The sequence below is a fragment of the Vibrio sp. Y10_XG_PY6 genome, from assembly GCF_024181795.1.
In the GTDB taxonomy this organism is placed as follows: Bacteria; Pseudomonadota; Gammaproteobacteria; order Enterobacterales; family Vibrionaceae; genus Vibrio; species Vibrio diabolicus.
In genome coordinates, this window is the sequence record NZ_JAMZAQ010000002.1 from 1664961 (window position 1) to 1686267 (window position 21307).

Consider the following 21307-nt stretch of genomic DNA (forward strand, 5'->3'; position numbering starts at 1 on the left):
TACGGTTAAAAAAGCCCGAGACACGAATGCCTCGGGCTTTTTATTAGCTAGTTAGGTAGGTCACTTGGCCTGCTTGGACTCAAAACGGAGCAATCTCAACGCATTTAACGTAACCAGTGCAGTTGCGCCGCTGTCGGCTAATACTGCCACCCATAGACCCGTAATGCCCAATAAACTTGTCACCAAGAAAACACCTTTCAAACCAAGCGCTAACGCAACATTCTGACGAATATTACTTAACGTCGCACGCGATAGTTCTATCATGGCAGGTAACTCAATCAGACGATTGTGCGTTAATGCCGCGTCGGCCGTTTCCAGCGCAACATCCGTACCGCCTCCCATCGCAATACCGATACTCGAAGCTTTCATCGCTGGCGCATCATTAATACCATCTCCCACCATTGCAACGGTGTGTTGCTGTGATAGTTTCTCGACGTAATGCACTTTATCTGCTGGTAATAAGCTTGCTTTATAATCCAAGCCTATTCTGGTCGCCATTGCTTCAGCACTTCTCGGGTTGTCACCGGTTAGCATCACCGACGTTATCCCAAGCTCCTTCAACGTAGCGATAGCTTCTTGGGCATCTGGGCGCAATGTATCTTGCCATGCGATCACGCCAATGACCTCGTAATCGTAACGCACAATAACAACCGTTTTACCTTGTTGTTCCAACGTCACCACTCGCTCTTCGGTTTCTTGAGAAAGTGGGAAATCGGCCTTAGAAGGCGTGACTACTTGGACTATTTTCCCATCGACGTAACCTGTGACACCAGAGCCCACTTGCGCGGTTTTATCTAGCGCTTCAGGAATAGGAAGCCCCTGCTGTTGCACTTTATTAACTAAAGAAACCGCGAGAGGATGGCTTGAGCCAACTTCGATTGAGGCTGTCAGGCTAAGTAACTTGTCTTCATCTACATCAAAAGCAAAGACGTCGGTCACCTGCGGCTTACCTTGCGTCAATGTACCGGTTTTATCAAATGCGACGGACTCCACCTTACCAAGCAACTCAAGCGCCGCACCACCTTTGATTAATGCCCCCCGCTTCGCCGCAGCCGCCAAGCCAGAAGTAATCGCTGCAGGCGTTGAAATAACCAACGCACACGGACAGGCGATCAGTAACAGGGCAAGTCCTCGATAAATCCACGTTTCCCATGGTTGAGCAAACAACAGTGGTGGCGTGACGATAACCATCAGGGACACCAACATCATCAGCGGCGTATACCAACGGCTGAACTTATCCAGAAAACGTTCTAATGGTGCCTTACGAGATTCTGCTTCTTCAATCAAATGGAGAATTCGGTCAATCGCATTCTCGCCTTGGCGAGAGGTCACCTGTAAACGAACGACTTTATCGACAACCACAGCCCCGGCCATCACTTTGCCACCCGTTTGGTGCTCAACGGGAACGGATTCTCCCGTTAACGCGCTTTCGTCAAAACTTGCAAGCGCATCTTGCAACACACCATCCGCTGGCAAACGACCACCGGGGGCAACTTCTATAATATCCCCCGGCTTAAGCTGAGCTGCAGGCACCTCTTTACGCTCACCATCAACAATTAAAATTGAATTTTCTGGGACTAAGTCCATTAGCGCTTGGACACCACTTCGAGCGCGGGATGATGCATATGCTTCTAACTTTTCACCAATAAGGAAAAGCAATAACACCATTGCCGCTTCAGCGGTTTCACCTAAATATAAAGCGCCGAGCGCTGCCACACTCATTAACGTTTCAATCGCAAAAGGCGTACCGCTACGCGCCAACTTGAACGCTTTGAGCGCAATTGGGTATAAACCCAGTAAACAGGTCAACGTGAATAACCAAGTGCTTATTTGAGGGTCGATCTTAGAAATTATTGCCGCGACAACCATCGCACTAGCAATAGAGAGAATTTGAATGTTGTCTTTTACTACCCCACGCCAGCCCTTCGTTGCGGTATTTGGTTTTGGAGCATCGAGTGAAGAAAGTGGAAAACCTGTTTGTTGGGCTGTATGCTCTATCGTAGAGGTCAGCTCGCGATCGTCAAAATCGACAACCAGTTTTTCTGTTGCAAACAAGACTTTTGCTTGGCTAACACCTTCCAAAGACGTAATAGCCTTCTCAAGCTTTTGTGCACATGAAGGGCAATCCATACCTGACACAAGCCACGAGTTTCGAATTGAGGAATCATTCTCCCTTGAGGGCTCTTCTTCCTCACCTGGGTCGGCGCTACAACTCCCTCCGCTGCAACATGAACTTTCAGACACTTCTACGCCAGCTTGAGAAATGTTGAGTGAAGATTTTACTGGTGCGCAGCACGACTCGCTCGCGCCAAGCGGCACCGCAGTTTTGATTTTGCTAGATTGGCAACCTTGATGTTTCGTACACATAATTTATTTTCCTTATTGGTGTAGGCTCTTTGCCTATGACTAAGGATAAACCTTAGAGCTAGCTCCAAGGTCAAGGTGATTTTTTAAAAACTCGTCGATTGAAAATAAAAAAGACGCCGAAGCGTCTTTCCAAATGACTTATTTAAAATCAAGCACCTATGATATTTGATCAAAAAGGTTAAACTGGATGCTTAAAACACTCATTTAAAGTCATCCCGATGGCGCGCAGCACATCTCGCCTAGTGATAACGCCAACCAATTTACCTTTACCGTCAACCACTGGATACATTTTTGGCTTACCAATCTTCATCATGTCAGCCAACTCAATCACTGACATGTCTGGAGAAACAGATAAAACATCGTCATGCATACACTCTTGAACGGTATGCGTGTCTTGGCAGTGATAACTCGCTTTCACCAATTTATCTAACAAGTCTTGTTCTGATAAGAATCCAACTACCTTTTCATTCTCATCAATGACGGGGCCACCTAATGTGACGCTTTGCATGACTTTATTCAAAGCAGCCGAAAGTGACATATCTTTAGTGAAGGTCACCGCTTGCAACGTCATGTAATCTTTTACTTTTAATGAATGCATTCTTATCTCCTTAAGGGCATTTTATTGCGGCCTTTAGATAAGTGTCGCCTAATTTCCTGAATTTACTAAATGGAAATGAGTAATTTTATTTATAGGTGCAGCCTATTGATCTGAATCAAAATTAAGTCATCATCGGCATTCACTGTTGTTTAATTGAGCACAACTTGCAAATGGGCTGATTTTTAACAGGTGGTAAATACAACAAAGCCAGTCAAATTGACTGGCTTCATTATTGGCGCATAGTTACATTAACAATGATGTCGACGCATGTTGTCTAAAATAATACCAGTTGCCATTGCGACATTCAGCGACTCAGCACCACCAAATGCCGGAATCGTGATCTTATTTGTCACGAGCTTCGCAGCGTCTTCACGTACGCCGTGGGACTCGCTGCCCATCAACAAAATACCTTCAGCAGCGAATTCCGTTTTATGAACGCTCTCCCCTTCCAGAAACGCGCCATAAACTGGCAAGTTGGCTTCTTCTAAGTAACTTGGCAAATCCACCAGACTCACTTGTACGCGGCCAAAACTGCCCATGGTCGCGCTGATCGTCTTAGGGTTATACGGATCAGCACAATCTGTACTCGCAATAATGTGCTTGATGCCATACCAGTCTGCGACACGAATAATTGTTCCTAGATTACCTGGGTCAGATACACCATCTAGCGCAATCATCAAGCCTTTTGCTTGAGGCACTTTTACACTCGGGATTTCAACCACTGCAATGGCCGCGTTATTGCTCACGAGAGTGCTCGCTTTGGTCAGGTCATCAAGCGATGCTTCAATGCAATCAAAACTACATAGCGCACTAGCGTTTTGTTCGAGAAATGCTTCGGTTGCAAAGACGTGCTTCACCTTTAATGAACTGCTTGCCAGCTCTAAAACGTTCTTTTCACCCTGAACTAGGAATAAGCCATGCGCTTTACGCTGTTTCTTTTGACCTAAAGCACGAAGCAGTTTTAATTGGTTTTTTGAAATCATTAAAGTATCCCAGGTGAAAATGGTTATTCGGCGAATGTACTCGAAACAATCTTCACGACAGTTCGGTATCAAGCGCGTGAGATTATAAATTATACCTAAATAACCTCAAGAAACTTGATTCATCAGAAGACTTTGAAGAGCAAACGCAGTAAAAGAGGGTTCAAAAACGAAAAAAGCCCTGCGATATACGCAGGGCTTTTAAAGGGTGGGACCCCAGCCACATCCCGGCACACAAGTCACCCGCTGCGGCTGCTTCCTTCCGGACCTGACCGAGTTCACGAGCTATTGTTGCGAGAGGACCAGAGCCCCATAATTCTTTTCGAGAGGACTTGCCTCAATCGATGGGGCGATTATTCAGTATCAGCCCTCATAATGCAAGAGCAAAAGCCTTGAATTTCGTCATTTCATTACCGTTTGGACAAAACTCGATCAATTCATTCCTCTATGATTGAGCCACGTAACGATGCGAAGAAGGATAGCGGCGTGTTGACTGCTTACTTGAATACATATCTTCATCAGCTAAATGCATGGCTTGCTCTAAGCTCATGTGCTGTTCTCTCTTTGCAGAGACACCGATAGAGATACCCACAGACTCTAACTCACTACACAGTTTGCCTTTTACATCAATTCTGCTGAGCTCTTTCATTGCCCTATTTAATTCTGCTTGAGTCGGGTAGCCCAACAAGATGAACTCATCTCCCCCTATCCGGTAACTTTTCCCTGACCATACATAATGAATTTTTAGCGCCAATAATTGCAACACCTCATCACCAGCACGGTGACCGTACGTATCATTGATTCGTTTGAAGTGGTTAATATCTAAGTAAAGTATGGATAGCTCTTTGTTTACGCCTTTTCGATGTTTTACTTGCAACGCGCGGCGATTTCTTAACCCCGTTAAATTGTCGGTATTCGATTGACGGTAAAGATAGAGCGAAACGCAAATCGCAAACAACAATACAAAGACAAACACAGCCTGCGTTTGCGTCGCCAGCCGAACCTCATATTCAAGCGCGGTACGCCAATCTGGGCGCAGGTCGTACTGGGCAATGATCTTATCAACTTCCAACATCGCTATCGCTCGACTGAAAAAAGGAGCAAGCATGGCACCTTTCTCGTTCGCCACCAATCCAACAGAAAGTTGTGACTGGTAAAACTCGCCAATCGCCGTGTCCTGCTCTATCGGAACCAACTCGCTCAGACGTAAAAAGTGGTTGAGCATCGCGGTATCCATCGGAATGTAATCGACCTCTTCATTCAATAAACCCTGAATGAGTTCTTGTTGGGTACGATAACGTTTCAGCTCTTTTAGCGGTAAAAGTTGTGTCATCATTTGGTCGAAAAAGTCGTCCTCAACCACACCAATCCGCTCAGAGATCAACTGTGACACATGAGAGTAAGTGTTCGGCTTGTAACCTAAACGCTTGACCATAACGGATGCTGGTGAGTAATGGGGCTTGGGAAAGTAACTAAATTCATGCCGCTCGCGACTGACCGTTAACGGCGCTAAAATTTCGAAATTCCCCTGCATAAACTCATGATACATGGAACCCCAACTTTCATTTGGCTCACTAATGATCACGCAGTTTAATGCCAAGATCTCACAGCTTCTCAGGACGACATCTGCCGTCATCCCTTCGATACTGCCGTCTTCGTTGTAAACAACATATGGAAAGATAGATTCGAGCTTGATCCGTATAGGCTCACTAAAATCGAGAGGTAATAAGCGAATAGATTCTCGCAATGCCGCTCGCCTTAGTTCAAATTGATACAGGGAGATCTCTTCACGAAGTTGCTTTTGCACTCCTTCCCCATGAATAAACGTAGCGAACGTATCCAACTCTTCGAGATGATGATCTTTTTTACTGATGATCGATACTGGCTTTATCGAAATCTGATCATTTAACATCTTAGCGTCAAAGCCCTCCAGCAACATCGGCTTAAGCTGATTGATGGCATCGACTACGCCTTCAACAGCGCCTGATCTCAGTAACGTTACCGCTTGCTCATGACCTTGATAAGAGACCTGTTTTAGCTCCGGGTAGTATTGTTTGAGTAATTCGGCATAAACCGTATCTTTAGGGACGCCAACTCGTGAAATGCCACTCAACGTCGAGTCTTTTAATCCAAAAAGGTAGGTATATTCGATATTAGTTGGACGGGAGTAACTAAAGCGTTGAGCACGCTCTTCTGTGTAAGTGATATTCGCAGCAAAGTCCGCTTCCCCATTCGCGACGGAATTTAGAATGGCATCAAAGCTGGAATAGTTCACATATTGAACGGTAAAGCCGAACTCTTTCGATGCAGCATTAAAAAGAACACGAGTGACGACATCATCCGCTTCTGTCGCAACTTTATAATGAGCAATTAAAGGTGATTCAGCTTTTACATTCAAACTCAGTAGGCAACAAGTAAAAAGCAACAGTGTTCGAGCAAAGGTAGTCATGACAAACTTATCTTAAATCAACCACTTATATTGTGGTTATTATTATTGGAAGTTTAGTAAATATGAAATGAAGAACATATACTAATCTTCATTTTGTTCCACAACCAATTCGATAGTCTGCCGCACGTGTCACTTTTTACCTGACGAAATACTCATAATTCTGCCTGTTCATCGCTGCTACGTAAGATATAGTCCGTCATCCAAGCCGTTCCTAACAAACAGATCCAAACAACAAAAACAGGGTTTGGTACATCTGTAGTCGGACTCACCACTAAGGCAGCAAAGCCAACGGTCGGTAACGTCCAGCACAATAGTTTACTCCAACGAATGGAGTGTTTAAGCTTCGCGAGGGTTTCCATTGAAGCCAGCATTCCTGTCACGCTCAATGCCACAAGCACGGCATATGGCAAGCCAGCAATCCATAATGGGAACAACAACAGCATCGGCCACCAGCTGTGCTTATTGGATGGGGTCCAATGTACAGCAGACCACCACATCGCCATGACCGAGACAGTTTGAACCACTGTAACCCAAGCGGATCCATCCAGCTTCCCACCTTGTTGCGTGACCATAATACCGACTTGTAGAGTAAGTACGATTAGGCCTGCGGTGAGCAGAACGCCCAACGAACTTCTACGAGAGAACACTACCATTAAAAGTGGGAAAAGGATCAAAATACCAATCGATAGCGCGATTGGTTGCATTGAGAGCGTAGCGCCAAAAGCCATCATTGCGCCCAGCAACACCAAGCCTGCAAACCCGCCTTGTGGCAAGATCCACAACGCCGGGATCATGAGTGCAAGAACGGGAATATCTCCCTCGCTCAAACTCATCGCTCGAACGCACACCACTGCGAGTAAAGTCGTAATGAAAAATTGAAGTGTCGATAAAATCATAGCGCCTCCTGGCTTCCCCACCTACTTGGTAACTCAACGGCAAAAACTGGGATTAAAAGTCGTTGAGAGGGTCTAGATTCAAGCTTAGCTTGTGTTTGTTTTATGCTTTTTAACGCTCATTAACATACGGCACGACTGAAGAGAAAATGTGATCAACAAAAGTCAATCGCGGGCAATATAAACGTTAAGAACCGTTAGCAATATACAAGTCCGATGGTTTACCATTCCTTAGTAATCCACAATAGACACTTTTGAGTATGGACCAATTTTTAGCGCAAATCTTTGCTGTAATTCACCAAATTCCAAAAGGAAAAGTCTCCACCTACGGGGAAATCGCAAAAATGGCAGGTTACCCGGGCTACGCAAGACATGTTGGTAAGGCGCTTGGTAATTTGCCAGAGGACAGCAAACTCCCGTGGTTTAGAGTGATAAATAGTCAAGGAAAAATATCCTTAAAAGGCAGTAATTTAGAACGACAAACAAAGAAATTAGAAGCCGAAGGAATTGAAGTATCTGAGATTGGAAAAATTTCGCTAAGAAAATACAAATGGCAGCCTTAGGCTGCCATTTTTTGTTCGCTGAGTTTGATATTAACGCGTACCAACTAGACGAATATCCAACTGGTGAGTTTGTGCTTCATCTGTGATTACACCGTTATGCGTATCGCTGATAAAACGCAATTTACCATCCACTTCAATACGCGCACGGACGCTGTAACGATGGTTTGGTTTGATTTCATTGTTATCGTAGTTCAGTTCAAAAGAAAGAGGAACTTGTTTACCTTCCGTTTCGAATGTCTGCTTTGCTAGTACTTTTGCTGGCGCGTCAGCCAAAGACACATCTTCTAACGCGACGGTAACCACTGCGTTTGGCGGCAGAGCAATACGCTCACGGTAAGCCACTGTACCTGTAATCGTCTTCATTGACGCCTCTGCAGATTCCATTTCTGTATTTTGAGAAGTTTGGCAACCCACTAACGCAGCCCCAAAGAGTAAAGAAGTAACAAGCAGTAGTGTTTTTTTCATATCTTCCTCGAAAAGAGTATTAAACCGGAGCAATTATAGGTGTGGAATATAAAACTGTCTGCTTCCTGTCAGTTTATTTGACAATAGTTTGACTGAGTTAGAATTTATCAAACAATTGATTTTGTTTCATAATCGGAACAATACTATTTCTAAGTTACTCAATAGTTCTTAACTATGGCACTTCACAAGAGTGAGACTGTTGAGGTAAGTTGGAGTGAAAGACAACGGTGAGGAGACACAATGAGTAAACCATTACGAGAATTGCTCAGCCTACTACAACTCGAAAAATTAGAAGAAGGCTTGTTTCGTGGCCAAAGTGAAAACCTAGGTTTGCCTCAAGTGTATGGCGGCCAAGTGATTGGGCAAGCGCTTTCTGCTGCGCGCTACACCGTTGAAGAAACACGCGCGGTGCACTCCTTCCATAGCTATTTTTTGTACCCTGGTGATCCAGAAAAGCCCATCATTTATGATGTAGAAAACCTAAGGGATGGCCGTAGCTTCAGCACCAGACGCGTTAAGGCGATTCAAAATGGACGCCCTATTTTCTACCTAACGGCGTCTTACCATGGCGATCAACCTGGGTTTGATCATCAAAAGGAAATGCCAGACATTCCTGGCCCAGAAAACTTCGCCTCTGAGAGTGAGCTTGCTAGCCATATAGCCGAATTCCTACCAGAGCGACTACGCAAAACATTTTGTGGTGAAAAGCCAATTGAAACCCGTCCTGTTACGGTCATCAACCCCCTAAAACCCAAAAAAGCAGAGCCTAAACAGTATCTTTGGATTCGTGCCAATGGTGAAATGCCAGAGAACCTGCTTATACATCAGTACCTGTTGGCCTACGCATCAGATTGGGGATTCCTCGTGACAGCAATGCACCCACATGAAGTGTCATTAATGACGCCAAACTTCCAAGTTGCCACCATTGACCATTCAATCTGGTTCCACCGTCCGTTCAAAATGGATGAATGGTTGTTGTACGCGATAGAAAGCCCAACAGCGAGTAATACTCGTGGGTTAGTGCGTGGCGAAATCTATAACCAGCAAGGTCATTTAGTGGCAACCGCAGTGCAAGAAGGTGTAATGCGCTATACCAAGTAACCGCTAAATCTTAAACGACAAAAGGAGTGCTCAGCACTCCTTTTTTGTGGGTATCAAACGATAATTAATTTGGTTGATACTTCATAGTAATGACCGACCATTCGTAAAGTGATTTCGGGTAGCCGTATTCGCTTTTCCCGTAAACGACATTTGGGTCAGCATAGAATCCACCTTTATCCGTTGCTAAAAATTCACGCACCCCACGACGGTAAGTAATGATTGGTGCTGCCGACTCATACTCTATGTCTTCCAAATTAGAATCATCAATCACTAAGAACCGAGTCATACGGATAGTGCTACCGCTGGTGCAATACCCTGGATCACCATAACCAATTGCATTAAAAGGCTTAAGGTCATCAGCAAATAGCTCTGATGTACATCCATCGAATCGAGCAACATGCACCCACGCTGCCTTTTCTTGTCTTCGGTCATCGCTACCAACTGGCTTAAACATAAATAGCACAACCTTACCTTTACCGTGTTTTTGCAACTCGTCATCCGTCGGTTCACGTACCGAACGCGAACCCAAGATACCAAATTCACTCTCTTCTAAATTGGCAAACTGTGGGGCACTAAGCGTGCTCACAATAACGGTTTGTTCGCTATTAAGTTGTGTGTATTTATCTGCAACACCCGACTCTGCCAAATCGACACTAACCGTGACTTTTGTTCTTGGTAACGCTTTGTAATCTCGCGATTCACTCTCAGAGATATCTAGAGCAATAGAATGGTATTGAGAGTAATTGGTTAGCGTCAACTCTGCATTCGCATTGTCTAACGTGGCAAGATCTTTGCTCACAGTATCGCCAAATGAGTAAGTTCGAGTACCGACCGCTCTACCGAAATCTAAGTCAATTGCCTTGAAAGGCGTAAACTCAACGGTTTGAAGTTTCGTGGTAAGACCGGGATGATCCGCTTTATTAATGGTGCCGTTAACCAATACGGTTTTAGTTGTATAGTTACGTGCAGTTAGCGTCACTTCTAATTGGTACTCGCCTGCGTGCAAAACCTTCAAACGCCCCGTTTCAGAAGAGACTAACTCAACCACAGGATCTTTTTGGTTAATAAGACGATAGCTGGCTTTCGCCTCTCCTCCACTCATCACTGGTGAGATAATAGTACCCGCTGAAAAGTCTACCGTTGGATAAGCAATCGATACAGGGTTTGCGCCCTGTTTGATCGTAACAGAGAAACTGCTTTCACCCGGAGTAAATTTATCGTCCCCTGCATCCGATACAACAACTCTTGTGCTGCCAGCATTGAGGATGCGCATCTCGCCCGTTTTGCTGTCTAGGGAAACCACATCCGTTGCTGCATTTTCTGCAAATCGATACGAAACTTCGCCAACCGTACCAGAGATGGTCGGTTTTTGAACATAAGGCTGGCTGGTTTTCCAAGTATCTTCCACATCGGATTGCACATCAATCCGACTCGGCGCACTAAGAATATTAACGTACACTTTCTGATCTGGACCCGCAGTATAATTCGCGCTCTCCTGTCTGCGAACTGTTAACGTCGCTTTACCCGCTTTGTAAACATAGGCACGTCCATCCGCAGTAACCTCTATAACATCTGTAGCAGTGTTATCAACGAGTTCTACATGATCGTTACTTGTACTTAAACCAAAGTCACGACGAAGATCAAAGCTATAGTCTTTGCTATACACCATTTCATAATCTTGTGTCACCATGGCTTGTCCCGCAGCTTTCGCTACTTTGATGACTACATTAAACTGAATTGGTTGATATGAATCCCCACCATCATCTTCAAACTTAAGACGATATTCTCCAGCCGTCTCTACTTCTAACTTGCCATCGGTCATTCTTAAGCCGTCCGGTAAACTACCGACTAGGCTTACGTTGCCTTTTTGTCCTGAAAATGCCAAAGGAATTGAGAGGCTAGGCTGATAAATAAGCGACATTTCAATGTCGTTCATCACTGGATGAGGCGCGCGATTAACTTCAACATTGAAGCGAGCTTTGCTTGCAGGATAATTACGCATTTCATGCTCGTAGATTTCAACTTCAGCCGTACCTACACCTTTGATCAGCAATGCTTCACTGCTCATAGATTTAGCGATAACATCTGTGCCGCTAATAATTCGCAGTGAATAGTCGCCGCGAGCGTTCGTCACCTTAGGGAAAATTCGGCCACCTTCCTCATAAGTTTTCACAACATCCGCTACGCTGATTGCTTCGCGTTGACCTTGTTTTACATCCACAACAAATTGCGCCGTTTGCTGCTTATCTAAAAAAGCATCGCTGTAAGTTGCTGTCGCTTCAACGGTTAGCTGCCCGACATTATGAACAAGGAGCACACCTGACTCCGGGTTGAGTAACTCGGCAACTTTGTTGTCTGGTTCGCTGCGAATGATTTTGTATGTGATGCTTTGCGTTTGAGCTTTATCTAAACGTGCAGGTTCTAACGTCAGCCCTTCTCTATATTCGTCTTCCAGCAAGGCGAATTGAAGTTGCCCGGATGCTACTCCATGAAGCTTCACCGTTGCGCGAACTTGCTTCGGCAGATAAAGCTCGTTACCTGAGTCAGTAATCAGTACCGACGCCTGACCAATTGAGCCTAATGAATATACCGAACCGTTCTCATCAACCCGAATCAAGTTATGACCACTTTCTACTTCATAACTCAATTCACCTTTTTGGCCACGAACGGTCAGAGCTTTCCCTTCAGATTCGATTGCATTGAAGTTTAGATCACTAACCGAAAGGTCTGTGTTAATACCTCGTTCCACAGTGATAGAAAATCGTGCTTCAGAGGATTCATAAGCAGAACTGTTATCCGTAGCCAGAATTGTTGCCGTTCCTGGACGCAAAATTTGTAGCATTCCAGAGTCATTAATTTTCACAACATTTAGCGGATTAGAGTCAATGACTTGATAAGACACCGAGCCATGTACATTGCTCAATTTTGCCTCTGTAACGGTTCCCACGCCCTCAAACTTCAATACCGTGTCTTCAGCTTTTAACTGTGGACGGCTCTGCTTAGTTATCGTGGTTGGTGTGTTTGTATTGTTCGTTTTAGAGTCACCTCCACCACCACAACCAGCGAGTAAAGCCGCGAGAAAAAGCAAATAATATTTTCTGTTCATTTTTAGAAACACTTTGTCACAAATAAGTGCTAGCGATAATAATACGATGTTTTATTAATCACTATATCCATTTTTGAGTACTTTATTACTTAAGTATTTGCTACTGTATTACGCATAAAAATAAATGTTCAGAAGTGGTGACTAAAATACACAAAACAACACAAAGCAAACGTTTAAATTAAACCAATTAATTAATTTAGTAAGAATGAATATTCAACAAAAATAAAACACGAAAAATAAAGAGAAAAAATTGCGTTATTTTTTCATGCGTTTTGCTGTATTGGCGCTTGATGGAGGATAAAAAACAAACAGTTAATGTGGAAATAGAAGAGAGAATAAATATCGTTTATATTTATTCCAACCCAGTAAAAAGTTACGTAGTTAGAATAAACCTGCTACCTGTTAACACTTAAAATACTAACAGGTAGAGTAACCATTAAATAAAATTCGTATAAAGCTATTTAGTTGAGAAGTGGTAACTCAGTCGTATATTTAATGGATTCCATAGCAAATGTTGAAGTCACATTAGACAATCCCTTTACACTATTAACTAAGCGCTTATAAAACTCGTCAAAACACTTCATATCTTTGACTAGCACTTTCATCATGTAGTCGTACTCGCCGGCCATACGATAAAACTCCATCACCTCGGGGAAATCACTCACTGTTGTGACAAAGTGGTGATACCAATCTTCGGAGTGATCGATGGTTTTTAGCTGAACAAAAGCGATAAAAGACAGGTCGAGTTTTTCTGCACTCAGTAACGCCACGCGCTTTTCGATGTAGCCTTCTTCTTCCAACCTTTTCAAACGCTTCCAACATGGCGTCGTTGTCAGATTTACCTGCTCTGCTAACTCATTTAATGACAAGGTGCTGTCGGTTTGTAACAACGCAAGCAGCTGCTTATCGACTCGATCCAAACTCATCCTATAAAAACCACTAAGTGTAGAAAAATTTTCTATCAAAATAGTCATTACCGGCAACTATAGCAAAGTTTTTCTCTCGTATTATAGGTAAATTATTCCCATCTAATGCTTATCTATCGATTTCCAAGGAGAGACGCCATGTGTACTGACCACAACTGGATCAACAATGCAGTGCGTAAAATTGAAGCAGACTTTCAACGTTCTGCTGATACTCATTTATTTAAACTCGAACTGCCTTCTCTTGATGGTATCGATATCTACCTAAAAGATGAGAGCACGCCCCCAACAGGCTCTCTGAAACACCGATTGGCACGCTCGTTGTTTCTTTATGCGATTTGTAACGGATGGATTGGTCCTGAAACCACAGTGATTGAAGCGTCCTCAGGCAGCACTGCCGTTTCAGAAGCGTATTTTGCTCGCTTGCTTGGCTTACCGTTCATTGCTGTTATGCCGAAAACCACCGCACGTAAAAAGATTGAACAAATTGAGTTTTACGGTGGTAAAGCGCATCTTGTAGAGCGCTCAGATCAGATTTATGACGAGTCTCGACGCTTGGCTCAAGAGTTAAATGGTCACTACATGGATCAGTTTACTTATGCTGAACGTGCGACTGACTGGCGCGGCAACAACAACATTGCGAACTCTATCTTTAGCCAAATGGAACTAGAAGATCACCCAATTCCTAATTGGGTAGTAATGAGCCCAGGAACTGGTGGTACATCCGCAACCATTGGCCGTTTTATTCGTTACCAAAAATACGACACCAAACTTTGTGTCGTAGACCCTGAAAACTCGGTGTTTTACGACGCTTTTCAGTCAGGTAATCACTCATTAAAAGGTGAGACCGGCAGCAAAATTGAAGGCATCGGTCGACCACGTGTCGAGCCAAGCTTTATTGCAGGTGTTATTGACGAGATGCGCAAAATTCCAGACGCTGCCAGTGTGGCAACTGCACATTGGGTTTCTCAGCTGATTGGGCGTAAAGTAGGCGCATCAACGGGGACGAACCTCTACGGTGTGCTTCAACTGGCCTGCGAAATGAAACAACGCGGTGAAACAGGCTCTATCGTGACACTTTTATGTGACTCTGGTGAGCGTTACTTAGATACGTATTACGACTTAACATGGGTAAAAGAGAACATCGGTGATATTCAACCTTACCTCGCGCAACTTGAAGTCATTCAAGCAAAAGGCTGTGTCGAACCTGCATGTTGCGGTCCAATTACCGCTTAATATGTAAATTCGAATGTAAAAAAACAGCCCGCTGATGTGCGGGCTGTTTTTTTGGAAATGAGTATTACTTTTTCTGACGCGCTTCAAACGCCGCCAATTGTTCTGGCGTTGCCGCTGGCTGATGATTTTGTTTCCATTCATCGTAAGTCATGCCGTAAACACGTTCGCGAGCGTCATCAATATCTAAATCCACACCGAGATTTTCCGCTTCAGCTTTGTACCATTTGCTAAAACAGTTGCGACAGAAGCCCGCAAGGATCATGAGGTCGATGTTCTGCACGTCTTTATTCGCGTCTAAATGCGCCAATAAACGACGAAATGTCGCCGCGTCTAACTTATCTTGTTCTTCTTGAGTCAGATTTTTATATTTGAATTCAGCCACTTTCCTTTCCTTCTCTCTTATTTGATTGACGTTAATCACCATACCGAATAGTGAGTTCTCCAGCCTAGGAAGTCTGCTTTAGCGCAACAATTCCCAGTCTAAATGACTACCTTTGCGTAAAAGCTGATATGATAAACGCCATCTATCTTATTGATTAAATTAATATTAACACAACTCATTACAACGGTCTTTTACAAAGGTTATCGTCAAGTTATGAAAAACGCCATTCTATTATTGTCTGCCTTGACCATCAGTGTGCCGACTTTTGCTGCTCAAGAACAAACTCATCAATCTTATTTTTATCTGGGTACTGGTAACGTCGGTTTTGATACGCCCTATTTTGGCTCAGACAGAGACAATGAGTGGTCCACACCAAATATCACTGTTGGTTGGGGCTATCATGTCAATCAATACCTTGCGTTTGAAGGTGTGCTTCGCTATTCCCAAAACGAACTGAAGAACGACAAACTGAAAACAGATTTGGATTTGCACTATTACCAAGCGGGTATGTCAGCAGTATTGACCAGTGATAACCTTGGCGATACACCACTTTCTTTGTTCGGCCGCGTGACCGCGTTAGGGACTCAGGCAGAAATGTACGTTCCAAACGAACAAAAAGTCACCGATGATTCAGGAGCACTATTCAATATCGGTGCTGGTGTCCATTGGGATATGAGCAAAGACATCTGGTTGCGCGCAGAGTACATCTATAATGTCGCAGATATGGGCTTTGAAGATTTTTACGACAGCTACGAAGGTGTGCAAGTTAGCTTAGGGAAACGCTTCTGACATTAGATAGCACCAAGTTACCAGAATTGAAATACAAACAAGCCGAGGTTTTTACCTCGGCTTGTTTTACAATCTACGGTGTGTCATCAGTTACTGAGCGGAGAACTTTTCTGTTGTCTCTTGATTCACATGGCTACTTGGTTGCCCGGCATCGAGAGAGTGTAAAATGCCATCTTGACGATCCTTTAGTGCATTCGTTAACGTCGGAAGTGCAGTGGTCGCTAACAACGCCATAACACCCGCAACTAAAAATTTCTACCATGTAACTACCACGTACTTTTTTCAAGAGAACACCTCAAATAATAATAGGTATATGCTGCTTTCCCGGCATGACACCTAACAAGACCCGACATTCAGTCAATACGATGAGCGAGTCCTGTGCCCCTCGAAGAAGTGGCGAAATAATAAACAAAAATAATCATTAGATCTATAAGTAATCACGCTCAATATAAAAAAACACCGAACAACTTTTGTTCGGTGTTTTCAATCAAAGCTTTACGTACAGCGGCTAAGGATGAGCAATACGGCCTTTTGTATCGTGGCTGAGTGCTTTGTTCAATTCTGCTTCTACATGACCTGGCGCCTGTGTTTTCGCCGAAATCAATCGGTACATAGCCGGGATGACAAATAAGGTCACCAATGTTGCAAATCCCATCCCGAAAAAGATCACGGTACCCACAGCAATACGACTCTCATAACCTGCCCCTGTCGAAACGATCAGTGGGATGGCACCAGCAAGCGTGGTAAATGCTGTCATCAAGATCGGGCGTAGACGTCGCGCAGCTGCATCAATAACCGCTTTTTCGAATTCAACACCACGGTCTCGCAACTGGTTGGCAAATTCGACAATCAAAATGCCGTTTTTCGTCACCATGCCGATCAACATGATCATGCCAATCTGGCTGTAAATGTTCATGCCTTGCCCCATCACAACCAAGCCAAGGAAGCCACCAAATACGCCCATCGGCACCGTAAACATCACCACTAACGGGTTCACGAAGCTTTCAAACTGAGCCGCCAACACGAGATACGCCACAAGCAATGCCAACGCAAACACGACAGCAACACTCGCTTGGTTCTCTTTAAAATCTTTTGACTCACCAGAATAACTCACCGAGATGTCGCCTGGTAAGTTGTCTATCGCTTGTTGATCAAGGTAATTCAGCGCGTCTCCTAATGTGTAGCCTTCTGACAGATTAGCCGTAATAGTGATGGATTTCTGTTTGTTGTAGTGAGATAGACGAATAGAAGCTGCCACTTCTTCAATTTTAGTGACTGCGTCTAACGTCACTAACTGCCCACTATTAGTTCGCAGATAAATCTGGCTTAAATCCGCTGCATTATTAAAGCTGTTTTCATCACCACGAAGATACACATCATACTCTTCGCCACGCTCAACATAAGTCGTTTCACTTTTACCACCAAGCATGATTTCTAGCGTATCAGAAATGTCTTTGACACTGACCCCTAGTTCTGCGGCACGCTGTCTGTCGACCGTAACCAATAGCTCTGGCGTTTTCTCTGAGTAATCGATCTCAGCGCCTTCCATCATTGGCGATTCTTCTGCTTTGTTTTTAAACATTTCAGCCCAGACGAGAAGTTCATCGTAATCAGAGCCACCTAATACAAACTGAACAGGCTCACTCGAACCACCTTGGAAACCAGGCATGAATGGGAACACTCGAACATCAGGTATACCAGCCAGTGCGCCACGCACTTTGTTAAGCGCTTCCTGAGCTGTTACACCTCGCTCATTCCAGTCTTCTAGAATCATGATAACAAAGCCGGTTTGGTCGCCTGCCTGTCCACCAAATGCAGGCGTTTGGATACTAAACGACTTCAGATACCCTTGCCCAAGTAATGGCATCAATCGGTCTTCAACAATGTCCATATTGGCTGACATACGATTGTATGACGTGGCATCAGCCCCGCGCACAAACGCAAACATCACGCCGCGATCTTCTTGAGGGGTCAACTGGGCTGGCACTTGGTTCATCAAGAAGTAACTGCCGCCCAAACACGCCAAAATCACCAGCGGTGCAGCCCAACGCATTTTCAATGCGCGTTTCAATAATGAGCGGTAACCACTCTCAAGTTTACTAAATAGGCGATCGACCACTTGATTAAATCGATTTGGTTTTACATTCGCCTTCAAAATCTGACTACCCAATACAGGAGTTAATGTTAGGGCGATCAAAGACGAGAAAATTACTGACATCGCCAACAAGACAGAAAACTCAGTAAATAGCAGACCTACCATGCCATCCATAAAAGAAATCGGCAGGAATACCATCACCAGCACTAGCGTTGTCGCGATAACGGCAAAGCCTACTTCCCGCGTGCCTTTATAGGCCGCAAGCAAAGGCGATTCACCACGTTCGATATGGTGGAAGATGTTTTCAACAACCACAATCGCGTCATCCACTACCAAGCCGATAGACAGGATCAACGCCATCAAGGTGATTAAGTTGATAGAAAAGCCAAAGTAATAAGCGGCAATGAATGAGGAAATCAGCGATACCGGAACCGTAACAGCTGGGATCAAGGTTGCACGAGCTTGACCAATGAAGATGTACAACACCAAAATAACCAAACCGCCCGTAATAAACAGCGTGCTATATACCTCTTCTATCGAACGCTCGATAAACACCGTCGCATCGTAGTCGATAGCAAGCCGCGTTCCTTCCGGCAAGAACTTCTGGATATTATCAACTTCAGCTCGAACTAATTTTGCTACTTCTAACGGGTTCGCATCAGACTGAGGAACAACCCCCAAACTAACATTGACGACGCCATCGCTTTTAAAGGTCGAGTTTTCGTTCTCTGCACCGATAAAAACATCAGCGACATCTTTCAAATAGATAGGCGTGTTGTCGCTTGCCCTTTTAATCACGAGGTACTGAAAATCTTCCGGCGTGTTATAGCTACGCGCTGTCCGTACCGACATGACTGTCGAATCATTACGAACTTCACCACCCGGACTTTCTAAGTTTTCACTTCGCAGTGCCGATGTAATGTCCGAAGCCGTGACTGAACGCCCCGCCATCAGCTCTGGCTTAAGCTTCACGTACATCACTTTGTACAAACCACCAGAAAGATCAATGGAGCTCACCCCAGAGATCAAGCTAAAGCGATCCATCAATACACGTTCGGCATAATCCGTCAATTGAGTGCGGTCCATCTCTGCAGAGCTGAGGTTAATATAGAGGGAGGCCTGACCTGAACCGTTATTCTTGTAGACAATTGGATCGTCCGCTTCATCAGGTAGCGAACGTTGAGCGCGAGCCACCGCATCGCGAACATCACTAACACCCGTATTGAGATCGTAGCCTAGCTCAAAAGTGATCGTAATACGCGAACTGCTGTTTCGCGTCGTCGAACTGATCTCATCGATTCCGCTGATGCCTGAAAGCTGATCTTCTAATACAGACGTAATTTGACTCTCGATGATCGTCGCGGAAGCGCCCTCGTAACGCGTACTAATGGAAACGACCGGACTTTCAATGTCCGGCATTTCTCGCACCGCTAGTTTCGTAAAGGATACAAAGCCAAATACACACAGCAGCATACTCAATACCAACGCTGCGACTGGGCGTTTTACAGAAACGTCAGAAAGTAACATTAGTTTGCTTCCTTAGCCGCTTCGTCTTGCGTGCTTTGAACACCTTGATTACCAGTTGCATTAGCTGTTTTTGACTTTCCTGGTGCGACAATTTCCTTAACTTCAACACCATCTCGCATATTAACGATGCCCTGTACAACAATTTTGTCGCCAACTTCAACGCCTGATTCAATAACGACTTCGTTATCGACACGAGCACCGAGAATGACTTCTTGTCGAGCCGCTTTATTGTTGCCATCGATGACGTATACGTAACGCTTGGTGCCAGAGTATTCTAGTGCTTGAACCGGGATAATTGGCGCTTCAATCGCAGGGAAGGCCAATGATGCATTCATTAACATGCCCGGCTTTAAGAGGTTTTCAGGGTTCTCAAACTCAATACGTACACGCAGGTTCAGCGTTTCTGAGCTAATCCGCGTATCAATGCCTGTGACTTGACCAGTAAACGTCTGTTCACCCCATGCACTGGTTTTGGCAATGACTTCCATACCAATAGAAAGCATCGATAAATAGCGCTCCGGTACTTGTAAATCCAGCTCCATGACGGAAAGGTCATCCAAGGTCAACAGCTCTGTACCCGCGCTAACCATTTTACCGCGACTAAAGTCAATGAAACCAACAGTGCCAGAGAATGGAGCCGTAATATGAAGATCGGCCAAATTTGCTTGAGCGGCGTCCAGCCTTGCTTGTGCGATTTCAACACTTGCTTTTTGTGCGTCGATCTCAGTTTGGGTTATAGCATTTCGCTTAACCAAACGTTGAAACTCTTTTAGCTTACGTTGTTCATCTTTAAGGTACGCCTTTGCCTCAATCAAAGCGGCTTGAGCCTTATCATCATCCAACTTGATTAACAGCTGACCTTGTTGGACATTTTGATTCGCTTTAACAGCGATTTGATTCACTTTGCCGGCGACTTCCGATGCAACAACCACAGACTCCGCCGCTTCTAATTTACCGATAAGCGATAAGGATTGATTGATCTCGTGCGTTTCTACTTGTTCAGTTACGACGGTAACTGCTGAGCCTCGCATAGCTGCGAAAGCTGATGGAGAACTCATTAATATAGAAAGCGTTAAAACAGATAACGATAACGTGGCTTTCATGCTCATGATATTGACTTCTAAACGAATAAACTTATGTCATTAAACTGCTTACATTTTATCAGTAGATACGTGGTTTAACGTCAAGTAGTGTAAATTCAAGTAAAAAGAGCGTTTCTCTTCTGTTCAAAGGACACACAAAACGCTGACTTTCTACCATCTTTGCCCAAAAAGACAGCATTCAACGTAAAAACGCAAGAAAAACGCTTTACAGCCTGAGCGAGTTTGCTATGATTCGCTCCGCACTTGGGAGATGAGTTGGGAAAACATCTTGCTAAGTATAAAAATCCTCTGGAGGGGTTCCCGAGTGGCCAAAGGGAGCAGACTGTAAATCTGCCGGCACTGCCTTCGATGGTTCGAATCCGTCCCCCTCCACCATATTTTTTCTTGTGTTTTTCCTTTAAACATAAGAACAACTTGGAAGCTAGGTTGGGAAACTAACATTCAAGTATAAAACACCCTGGAGGGGTTCCCGAGTGGCCAAAGGGAGCAGACTGTAAATCTGCCGGCACTGCCTTCGATGGTTCGAATCCGTCCCCCTCCACCATATTCTTTCTTGTGTTTTTCCTTTAAACATAAGAACAACTTGGAAACTAGGTTGGGAAACTAATTTTCAAGTATAAAACACCCTGGAGGGGTTCCCGAGTGGCCAAAGGGAGCAGACTGTAAATCTGCCGGCACTGCCTTCGATGGTTCGAATCCGTCCCCCTCCACCATATTCTTTCTTGTGTTT

General features: G+C 44.4%; 15 protein-coding genes, 3 tRNA genes, 1 other RNA gene and 1 pseudogene. 7 read left to right on the forward strand and 13 right to left on the reverse strand.

The genetic code is table 11. The features are described 5' to 3' along the window. Positions 1-60 precede the first annotated feature (60 nt). From NL644_RS15950 to NL644_RS15975, 6 genes are all read right to left on the reverse strand, one after another. The gene (locus NL644_RS15950) at positions 61-2367 is read right to left on the reverse strand and encodes a zinc/cadmium/mercury/lead-transporting ATPase (RefSeq protein WP_253643783.1); all 2307 of its coding nucleotides are present in this window, start codon (positions 2365-2367) and stop codon (positions 61-63) included. 178 nt (positions 2368-2545) lie between these two features. Then, positions 2546-2965 carry a CBS domain-containing protein gene (locus NL644_RS15955; protein ID WP_005390603.1) on the reverse strand — a complete coding sequence of 140 codons (420 nt, stop codon included), beginning with the start codon at positions 2963-2965 and terminating at the stop codon, positions 2546-2548. 248 nt (positions 2966-3213) lie between these two features. Next, complete coding sequence (locus NL644_RS15960) at positions 3214-3948, reverse strand: RNA methyltransferase (RefSeq protein WP_114322538.1); 735 nt, start codon at positions 3946-3948, stop codon at positions 3214-3216. A 208-nt stretch (positions 3949-4156) separates the two neighbouring features. Then, positions 4157-4253: signal recognition particle sRNA small type (gene ffs, locus NL644_RS15965), an RNA gene on the reverse strand. A 137-nt stretch (positions 4254-4390) separates the two neighbouring features. Beyond that, positions 4391-6394 carry a GGDEF domain-containing protein gene (locus NL644_RS15970; protein ID WP_114322539.1) on the reverse strand — a complete coding sequence of 668 codons (2004 nt, stop codon included), beginning with the start codon at positions 6392-6394 and terminating at the stop codon, positions 4391-4393. 152 nt (positions 6395-6546) lie between these two features. Further along, positions 6547-7290: a hypothetical protein gene (locus NL644_RS15975; protein ID WP_005390598.1), complete on the reverse strand. Its 744-nt coding sequence runs from the start codon at positions 7288-7290 to the stop codon at positions 6547-6549. Positions 7291-7547: 257 nt separating this feature from the next. On the opposite strand from NL644_RS15975, the gene NL644_RS15980 reads away from it, so the two are divergent. Then, complete coding sequence (locus tag NL644_RS15980) at positions 7548-7850, forward strand: DNA base-flipping protein (protein WP_005390592.1); 303 nt, start codon at positions 7548-7550, stop codon at positions 7848-7850. A gap of 30 nt (positions 7851-7880) precedes the next feature. On the opposite strand, the gene NL644_RS15985 is transcribed toward NL644_RS15980, so the two are convergent. Further along, positions 7881-8315, reverse strand: a complete 435-nt coding sequence (locus NL644_RS15985; protein ID WP_012842007.1) for a YbaY family lipoprotein — start codon at positions 8313-8315, stop codon at positions 7881-7883. Between the two features lie 240 nt (positions 8316-8555). Between NL644_RS15985 and tesB the strand changes: the two genes are divergently transcribed. Further along, complete coding sequence (gene tesB / locus NL644_RS15990) at positions 8556-9416, forward strand: acyl-CoA thioesterase II (protein ID WP_005390581.1); 861 nt, start codon at positions 8556-8558, stop codon at positions 9414-9416. A gap of 64 nt (positions 9417-9480) precedes the next feature. On the opposite strand, the gene NL644_RS15995 is transcribed toward tesB, so the two are convergent. Continuing rightward, on the reverse strand, positions 9481-12522 hold the full coding sequence (locus NL644_RS15995; protein WP_114322540.1) for a cadherin repeat domain-containing protein: 3042 nt from the start codon (positions 12520-12522) through the stop codon (positions 9481-9483). Between the two features lie 461 nt (positions 12523-12983). Continuing rightward, on the reverse strand, positions 12984-13448 hold the full coding sequence (locus NL644_RS16000) for an Lrp/AsnC family transcriptional regulator (protein WP_005390577.1): 465 nt from the start codon (positions 13446-13448) through the stop codon (positions 12984-12986). Positions 13449-13586: 138 nt separating this feature from the next. On the opposite strand from NL644_RS16000, the gene NL644_RS16005 reads away from it, so the two are divergent. After that, entirely contained in the window at positions 13587-14681 is a 1095-nt protein-coding gene (locus NL644_RS16005) for a PLP-dependent cysteine synthase family protein (protein WP_253658612.1), read from the forward strand. A gap of 64 nt (positions 14682-14745) precedes the next feature. Here NL644_RS16005 and NL644_RS16010 read toward each other — a convergent pair whose 3' ends face one another. Then, positions 14746-15063 (reverse strand): DUF1244 domain-containing protein, encoded by a 318-nt coding sequence (locus NL644_RS16010; RefSeq protein WP_005390574.1) that lies wholly within the window; start codon positions 15061-15063, stop codon positions 14746-14748. Between the two features lie 213 nt (positions 15064-15276). Here NL644_RS16010 and NL644_RS16015 point away from each other — a divergent pair, with 213 nt between their 5' ends. After that, positions 15277-15852 carry a porin family protein gene (locus NL644_RS16015; protein ID WP_253658613.1) on the forward strand — a complete coding sequence of 192 codons (576 nt, stop codon included), beginning with the start codon at positions 15277-15279 and terminating at the stop codon, positions 15850-15852. Positions 15853-15942: 90 nt separating this feature from the next. On the opposite strand, the pseudogene NL644_RS16020 reads toward NL644_RS16015, so the two are convergent. From NL644_RS16020 to NL644_RS16030, 3 genes and pseudogenes are all read right to left on the reverse strand, one after another. Beyond that, positions 15943-16138 (reverse strand): annotated as a pseudogene (locus tag NL644_RS16020) (type II secretion system protein). A 222-nt stretch (positions 16139-16360) separates the two neighbouring features. After that, a complete protein-coding gene (gene vmeF, locus NL644_RS16025) occupies positions 16361-19474 on the reverse strand; it encodes a multidrug efflux RND transporter permease subunit VmeF (RefSeq protein WP_114322544.1) in 3114 nt (1037 codons plus the stop codon). Further along, positions 19474-20583 carry an efflux RND transporter periplasmic adaptor subunit gene (locus tag NL644_RS16030; RefSeq protein WP_114322545.1) on the reverse strand — a complete coding sequence of 370 codons (1110 nt, stop codon included), beginning with the start codon at positions 20581-20583 and terminating at the stop codon, positions 19474-19476. The genes vmeF and NL644_RS16030 overlap by 1 nt, the downstream gene beginning before the upstream one ends. A 284-nt stretch (positions 20584-20867) precedes the next feature. On the opposite strand from NL644_RS16030, the gene NL644_RS16035 reads away from it, so the two are divergent. From NL644_RS16035 to NL644_RS16045, 3 genes are all read left to right on the forward strand, one after another. Further along, positions 20868-20952: transfer RNA gene (locus NL644_RS16035), tRNA-Tyr, on the forward strand. Between the two features lie 84 nt (positions 20953-21036). Then, positions 21037-21121 (forward strand) — tRNA-Tyr (locus NL644_RS16040). An 84-nt stretch (positions 21122-21205) separates the two neighbouring features. Further along, positions 21206-21290 (forward strand) — tRNA-Tyr (locus NL644_RS16045). Positions 21291-21307 lie beyond the last annotated feature (17 nt).